Source organism: Anoxynatronum sibiricum, from assembly GCF_039414295.1.
Lineage (GTDB): Bacteria > Bacillota > Clostridia > Peptostreptococcales > Tindalliaceae > Anoxynatronum > Anoxynatronum sibiricum.
Map to the genome: position 1 here is coordinate 231124 of NZ_JBCITM010000005.1, position 6078 is coordinate 237201.

At 54.0% G+C, this 6078-nt stretch carries 5 protein-coding genes; all 5 read left to right on the forward strand.

Translation table 11 applies throughout. The features are described 5' to 3' along the window. The first annotated feature begins 21 nt into the window (after window positions 1–21). Window positions 22–336 (forward strand): nucleotidyltransferase domain-containing protein, encoded by a 315-nt coding sequence (locus AAIG11_RS07140; RefSeq protein ID WP_343185549.1) that lies wholly within the window; start codon window positions 22–24, stop codon window positions 334–336. After that, window positions 320–709 carry a HEPN domain-containing protein gene (locus AAIG11_RS07145; protein ID WP_343185550.1) on the forward strand — a complete coding sequence of 130 codons (390 nt, stop codon included), beginning with the start codon at window positions 320–322 and terminating at the stop codon, window positions 707–709. The genes AAIG11_RS07140 and AAIG11_RS07145 overlap by 17 nt, the downstream gene beginning before the upstream one ends. Window positions 710–805: 96 nt before the next feature. After that, a complete protein-coding gene (locus AAIG11_RS07150; protein ID WP_343185551.1) occupies window positions 806–2380 on the forward strand; it encodes an S-layer homology domain-containing protein in 1575 nt (524 codons plus the stop codon). A gap of 203 nt (window positions 2381–2583) precedes the next feature. Next, window positions 2584–4086, forward strand: a complete 1503-nt coding sequence (locus tag AAIG11_RS07155) for a S41 family peptidase (RefSeq protein WP_343185552.1) — start codon at window positions 2584–2586, stop codon at window positions 4084–4086. Between the two features lie 234 nt (window positions 4087–4320). Beyond that, complete coding sequence (pyrG, locus tag AAIG11_RS07160; RefSeq protein ID WP_343185553.1) at window positions 4321–5919, forward strand: CTP synthase; 1599 nt, start codon at window positions 4321–4323, stop codon at window positions 5917–5919. Window positions 5920–6078: the final 159 nt, after the last annotated feature.

Genomic DNA, 6078 nt, shown 5'->3' on the forward strand with positions numbered 1-6078 from the left:
CAGATGCGAGGAGGGGAACCAATGATCATGACAGCGGAGATTGAGGCCATTGCAAAAAAAATCAGCAGACGATTTCGGCCGACAGCCATTTATCTGTTTGGTTCCTACGCCAAAGGCACCATCCGTCGCAACAGTGACATTGACCTGTGTCTGGTGATTGATGTTGACGATAAACGGGCACTGAAACGTCGTATCCACATGGAGATTGAGCAGGAAGTTGATCTGGATATCGTGATTTATACCCCTCAGCAATGGGAGAAGTATAAAAATGACCCCGCACGATTCGCCAACATTATTTATCGGGAAGGGGTGAATCTGAGTGGTCGATTCCACTAATTATCAGGATTGGCTGATAAACGGAGATAAAGATCTCAGAGGTGCTGAAATACTACTGGCGCATGAAGGCGATTATGGCATTATTTGCTTTCACTGCCAGCAGGCCATTGAGAAGTATCTGAAAGGTTACCTGATCTTTGCCAGTGGTTTTTTGCATCAGGGGCACAGTCTTATTAAGCTGTGTAAGAAAGCGGTGGCGAATGATGGTGACTTTGCTCAATACCTGAAAGACTGTGCCTATGTGAACGATTTTTATATTGAAACCAGATACCCGTCTGATGATCCTATGGAAGTTCAACAAAGTGAAGTGCAGGAAAGTATTCGGATTGCACTGGAAATGAAGGCTTTCATACATGAAAAAGTAAACCGTTGAAGCATAAGCGCGAGAAAAAAACAAGCTGGTCCCTTTAATAAGCGCCTCCTTTTGCCGATAGTCTTCTTAGACATCTGATCAAAAGGAGGCTTTTTCATGCACTCATTACATAAGTCTTTAAAGAATGGCACCATTCAAAGGCGATTCCTCACATGCGTTTTCATGATCACTCTCTTGCTTTCCGCCTTTCCCCTCACCGCCTTTGGCACCACCTTCTCCAACCTTGAAATCCCCGGCTACGAAGGCGGCATTCAAGACCCCCGCATTTACCGGGAAATGGTCTTTATCACCGGCGAGCCGGTACTGCTTGAGGGCGACATCGCCATCACCGACAGGGCCGGCCGGGTCACCTATAATTACCGAAACATGACCAACCGGGAAGGTACCGTTACCATGACCCGCAACGTCACCCTTGAGCGGGACATCACCGAAAATGGTAACGACCAGAAGACAGAAACCTTCCGTCTCACCCGGTTTCGGGAAACCATCACCGCCGAAGGTGCCACTTACCAGTCCGATGAGCGGAGCAACCAGTGGAGCCAGTCCACCGTTTTTCACGCCAAACCTGCCGCCACCTACTTTGCCGGCAATTGGGATGGCCGCAAGTATTACACCATCAACGGCACCGAAGGCCGGGTGATTGTGGAAACCCGGGGCAGCCGGGTGGGCTACGACCAGCACTGGAGCACCATCGACACCCAGACACTGGTGCACTACATCGACTACGAAACCGGCACCGGCAACGACCAGGTCCGCTGGCAGGGAACCGCCCAGGTGCAGGTTTCCCATAACCGCACCATCAGCCCCCACTTCGAGGTGAACATCCCCACTCAAATCAGCTTTCGGGGAGCCTACCGCCTCACCGAGCAGGAAGAAAACGTGCTGAAATATGCCTTTGACCTGCCCCGCTTCAACGGCAACGGCGGCCCCACCAGTCAACGGAACCTGGGCACCGGCAGCTTCACCCTGGACACCAACCCCACCAACCAGATGCAGCACATCCCTGAAATGCGGGACATCAACGGCCATTATGCCGAAGAAGCCATCCGCTTTCTTTCCAGCGTGGGTGCATTCCCCACCAGCACCACCACCTTTGGCCCTGACCTTCCCGTCAGCCGGGCAGAATTTGCCCGGGCCCTCACCGTTTCACTGGGATACGTGAACGAAGCCACCGTGCCTGAGCGCCGGTCTTCCTTCCAGCGGGCCGACCGCCAGGAATCCCTGTTCACCGACGTGGGGCAAGACCACCCCTACCGCACCTACATTGAAACCGCCTACACCAAAGGGCTTATGGCCGGTGTGGATGTTGATCTCTACATCCCCCTGGGCACTGAACCCCGCCCCGAGTCCTCCAACGTCCGCTTCTACCCCGACGCCACCATCACCCGGGCAGAAGCCATGACCATTCTCATCAAGGCGCTGGGCTTCGAGCACCTGGCGCCCATTCAGCAATACGGCACCGGCTACCTGGACGACACCGCCATTCCCCTGTGGGCCCGCAACGCCGCCTACCTCTCCCGGGAGCTGGGCCTGGTACGCGATGTTTCCGGCTACTTCCAGCCCCAGCGGGAAATGACCAAGGCCGATACCGCCATTCTTCTCAACGACTTCATCGACTACCTGCGCACTCAGCTGCGCTACGACTATCGGGAACGGGTGCTGAACTATTAAAAAAACCGAGCCATGGGAAGGTGTTCCATGGCTCATTTTTTTACGGAAGCAAATCCCGCGCGGAACAATGATTCCATCAGAAAGAAAAACGGCAATAAAAATGACGATAAATTGAAACTATTTTCGGCGCCGAAACGTATACATTGTATGGTAAGATGGGTAAGTATGAAAAAAGCATTGAATTTGTGAAGGATGTGACCGCCATGCAGAAATTATTAACGGGACGGGGTCCCTTATTTAAGACACATCACCCATCAGGCAGAAGGACGCTGAAGCCAACGCTGTTGGTGCTGGCACTGGCCCTGCTGATCACTGGAATCTTCCCCCTGGCCGCCTTTGCAAATCCCCTGAACGAAACCATTTCCAGGGAAGACCAGGCCGTTATTCGCCAGGTGATTCTGGAAAACTACGTCATCGACATCGACCCTGCCAAGCTGGAAACCATCACCGTGGATTCCCTTGCCGTCTTACTGGATGAAAACAGCTACTACCTGCCCGACTGGTACATGCAGGAGCTGATGGAAGAATACAGCGGCGAGTTCGAAGGTATCGGCGCCTATATTATGGAAGACGGCGACCGCATCATCATCGCCGAACCCATGTCCGGCAGCCCGGCTGAAGCAGCCGGCCTTCTTCCTGGTGACCAGATTGTGGCCGTTGACAGTAAAAGCCTGGAAGGCCTCACGGTGGACGACGCCGTTCGCCTCATCAAAGGTCCTGCCGGTACTGAGGTGCGCCTCTATATTCGCCGTGCAGGTCATGAAAACCCCGTCATCTTCAATATTACCCGCCAGCAGATTGTCGTCTCCAGTGTCAGTGACCGGGTGTTTGACGGCATGATCGGTTATCTGGAGGTGCGCCAGTTCAGTGATCACACCACCGAATACACCCAAAAAGCCATCGACAATTTTCGTGCCTCCGGCATCACCAAGCTGATCATCGACCTCCGGGGCAACCCAGGCGGCCTTCTAATGGAAGGCGTAGAGTTCAGCCGGCTGTTTATTCCCCGGGGCCCTGTCGTTCATGTGTTCTATCGTGAGGGCAGCATCACCTACTCCTCCTATCTGGGAGAAGAACCCTTTGAAAACATCGTGGTCTTGGTGGATGAAGACAGTGCCAGTGCCGCTGAAATCTTCGCCGCCGCCTTTAAAGACCGGGGCAACGGCATTATTGTGGGAGAACCCACCTACGGCAAAGGATCAGTACAGCGGCTGTACCCACTGCCCTCTGGCGCTGGGTTCAAGCTCACCGAAGCCATCTACCTCAGCCCCGACTACGCCACCATTGACGGTGTGGGCATTAACCCGGCCATCAACATGCTTCGCTTTCACCCCAACCACGACCCTGAAAAACTCCTGCCCCTGGAGATCAACCGCAAACCCCTCGTTGGCCAGCAGGGTGAGGACATTGCCGCCGCCCAGCAGCGGCTGCGAAACATGGGCTACCCCATCACAGACCCTGCCGGCGCCTTTGGCCCCAGTACCCAAGAGGCGGTGAAGGCCTTTCAGGAAGACCAGGGCTTGTTTCCCTACGGTGTGCTTGACTTCTCCACCCAGCGCCGTTTGCAAAGAGCCTATATTTCCTGGCTGTTGGCCCCCGAGCAGGATATGCAGCTCACCACCGCCCTCTACTACCTTCGAGGCAACCGATCCTCCCATGTGGGCGTGGAACCTGTCCCCTTCGGCAGCCCGGTGGTGAACCAATAGAATGCCACGTCATGATCCTTCCGTCTTCCCGGTTTTTAAAAAAACTGCGGCAGGCGGTTTTCTTTTGCCCGGCCATCTGATAGAATAACCATATTGTAAAAACTTCCAAGGACGTACCGACCCCGACATGCTGGCAGCCACCATACCGCCAGCATCCTTTATGCCATGACGCTTCAAGTAGTTTATTCACTATTCCCTATCAACTATCAACTGTCTTTCGAAAGGAGATTCAATATGACCAAATACATCTTTATCACCGGCGGTGTGGTTTCCTCCCTGGGCAAAGGGATCACAGCCGCTTCCCTGGGGCAGCTCTTAAAAAGCCGGGGCCTGAAAGTCACCATGCAAAAATTCGATCCTTACATTAATATTGACCCAGGCACCATGAGCCCCTACCAGCACGGAGAAGTTTTCGTCACCGACGATGGTGCCGAAACCGATCTTGATCTGGGCCACTATGAACGCTTCGTTGATCTGAACCTTTCCAAGTACAGCTCCGTTACCTCCGGCAAGGTCTATCACTCCGTCATTTCCAAAGAGCGCAAGGGCGACTACCTGGGGGGCACTGTACAGGTCATTCCCCACATCACCAACGAAATCAAAGACCGGGTGTACCGCCTGGGCAAAGACGGCAACTACGACGTGGTCATCACCGAGGTGGGGGGCACCGTGGGCGACATCGAGTCCCTGCCTTTCCTGGAAGCCATTCGTCAGGTGAAACACGAAGTCGGCCGTGAAAATGTCATGTACATACATGTCACGCTGGTTCCCTTTTTGGGCAAGGCGGGGGAACTGAAAACCAAGCCTACCCAGCACAGCGTCAAAGAGCTGCGCTCCATCGGCATTCAGCCCGACGTGGTGGTGTGCCGCACCGAAAAGCACATTTCCCGTGATATGAAAGATAAAATTGCCCTCTTCTGCAACCTTGACCCCAACCATGTGGTGGAGAACATGGATGCCGAGAGCATTTATGAAGTGCCCCTCATGCTCCAGTCGGAAGGCCTCGATGAAATTGTGGTTAAAACCCTGGGCCTCAATGCCGGTACTGCCAATCTGGACACATGGAAAACCATCGTTGAGCGGGATAAAAACCCGGAGCAGCAGGTGACTATTGCTGTGGTGGGAAAATATGTGGAGCTGCTGGATGCTTATCTTTCCATTGCTGAAGCGCTGAACCATGCCGGCATTTACCACAATGCCAAGGTGAACGTCAGATGGATTCAGGCAGAAACAGTGACAGACGCCAACGCCCCCCAACTGTTGGAAAACGTGGCGGGCATTCTGGTGCCCGGCGGGTTTGGCGACCGGGGCATTGAAGGCAAAATTGCTGCCATCCGTTTTGCCCGTGAGCATCAGGTGCCCTTCTTTGGCATCTGCCTGGGGATGCAAATGGCTGTGGTGGAGTTTGCCCGCCATGTGGCTGGCCTCTCCCAGGCCCAGAGCTCAGAGTTTGAGGAAGAAGGCGCTCACCCAGTGATTCACATCATGCCAGAGCAGAAAGATGTCTCCGACAAAGGCGGCACCATGCGCCTGGGGCTATACCCCTGCAAAGTCTACCCCGACACCAAAGCCAGAGAAGCCTATGGCGAAGACCTCATCTATGAGCGCCACCGCCACCGATTTGAATTCAACAACGAGTACCGTGACCAGCTCACCCAGCTGGGCCTGATCATCAGCGGCATTTCCCCCGATGAACGCCTGGTGGAACTCATCGAGCTGAAAGACCACCCCTGGTTTGTGGCCGGTCAGTTCCACCCCGAGTTCAAAAGTCGCCCCGCCCGCCCCCATCCGTTGTTCAGAGACTTTGTGAAGGCGGCGCTGGATCTACAGTAACCGGCATATGCAACCAAAAGCAGCAAAAGCTGCTGAGGTTGTCGAAAAAGTCATGTTTTAGAGATGAAACATGGCTTTTTTGCGCTTAGAATCAGTTTTGAGGGGTGATATTGCTTTGAGAAAGGGTATTCCTATCCTCTATTATCAAGGATAGTGGCG